The 1624-nt window shown below is 58.4% G+C and carries 1 protein-coding gene; it reads left to right on the forward strand.

All coding sequences use genetic code 11. The features are described from left to right. The first annotated feature begins 80 nt into the window (after positions 1-80). A complete protein-coding gene (locus WFJ47_RS16445) occupies positions 81-1154 on the forward strand; it encodes an IS110 family transposase (RefSeq protein ID WP_051395795.1) in 1074 nt (357 codons plus the stop codon). The last annotated feature ends 470 nt before the right edge of the window (positions 1155-1624 follow it).

Genomic DNA, 1624 nt, shown 5'->3' on the forward strand with positions numbered 1-1624 from the left:
TCGGGACATGGCGTAATCGCGACGAGAGGGGATGCCATACGTGTATGATGACCCCAGTCACGGAAATGATGGAGGACAGCATGTGTGCTACCCACAATGATGATCTGAAATATGTCGGCCTGGATGTCTCTCTGGATATGACGTCGGTCTGCGTGGTGAACTCTGCAGGAGACATTTTGTGGCGCGGGAAATGTGCGTCCACGCCTGAGGCGATTGTCGATACGCTGCACGCTCATGCGCAAGGAGCGGTACGTGTTGGCCTGGAAACCGGACAGCTCTCGAATTGGCTCACGCTCAGTCTCCGGCGCCGCCATGTCCCGGTCATCTGTCTCGATGCCCGTCACGCGAAGGCGGCTCTCAGCCTGCAGCTCAACAAGACCGATGACAACGATGCGCTCGGTCTGGCCCACGTTGTCCGCACAGGTTGGTATCGCGAGGTAGCCGTCAAAAGTATGGACTCCCACGCCCTCAAGATCCTGCTGGTGGCGCGCGCCCAGCTCGTGGCGCAGCGTCAGACTATGGCGAACACCATCCGGGGCATCCTGAAGACATACGGACTCCGCATCGTCCGATGCTCAGGCGGGCTTTTCGCACCTAGGGTGCGTGATGCGATCGGTGAAAACGACGTCTTGATGGCTGTGATAGAGCCTTTGCTGATTGCATGGCAGGCGTTGCGAGAGCAGGTTGCTGTTCTCGACACGAGGGTCAATGCACGTGCCAAGTCAGATGCAACGGTGCAGAGGCTGATGTCGGTCCCCGGAGTAGGCGTGATCGTTGCATTGGCCTTTTCAGCCACTATCGATGATCCCGATCGGTTCAAACGTTCCAGTTCGGTCGGTGCGTATGTCGGTCTCACGCCTCGGCGCTACCAATCCGGCGAAGAGGATCGTGTCGGGCGTATATCCAGATGCGGGGATGCTCTCCTGCGATCCTACCTGTTCGAGGCTGCGAACGTTCTCCTGTCACGCCATCCACGCGAGTGTGCCCTGAAAACCTGGGGCCTGGTGATGGCAAAACGTATTGGCATGCGCCGGGCGAAAGTCGCCGTCGCGAGAAAGATTGCCGTTCTACTGCATACGCTTTGGCGTAACGGCGACGTATTCAACTGGGGAAACAAAGCTGACTGTGCGGGTGCGCTGCCCGCAGTCGCCTGAGAACATCATGATCCTTGTGACACCAGTTTCCGAGACCCGCCCGATAGGGCGGTAGTTTGTCCCTACCGGGACGAGGCTTGGTGACCCCGCGCCTTTCGTTGCAACACGCTCTCGCGTGAATGCGATCGGGACATTCGGGCACCGGCCTCATCAGATGCCATGTTGCGGCTGCCTCTGTAGACCGCGGAAAGAACCATGCCCCGGTATGACAAGCGTCTACTATTGAAGATCCCGGCGAAAGTCAGGATTGCAACATGCTCACGCCGGTCAAGACGGGTTCCACCCCATCTTCCTCCGGCTCTCTTCGGTCGCCTACGTGCAGACGGGTCCCCTGCGAACCCATCTTGACCTCTGTTGCGCGCGTCGCAGGATTATTGTCAGGCCGGGACGGAGAAACGGCTCTCAACCGAACATAGAAACGGGTTTTTCGGTCTTTTTGCTGGAGAGACCTTGCACGCGATTAAAGAACG

Source organism: Asaia sp. VD9 (genome assembly GCF_037150015.1).
Classification (GTDB): domain Bacteria; phylum Pseudomonadota; class Alphaproteobacteria; order Acetobacterales; family Acetobacteraceae; genus Asaia.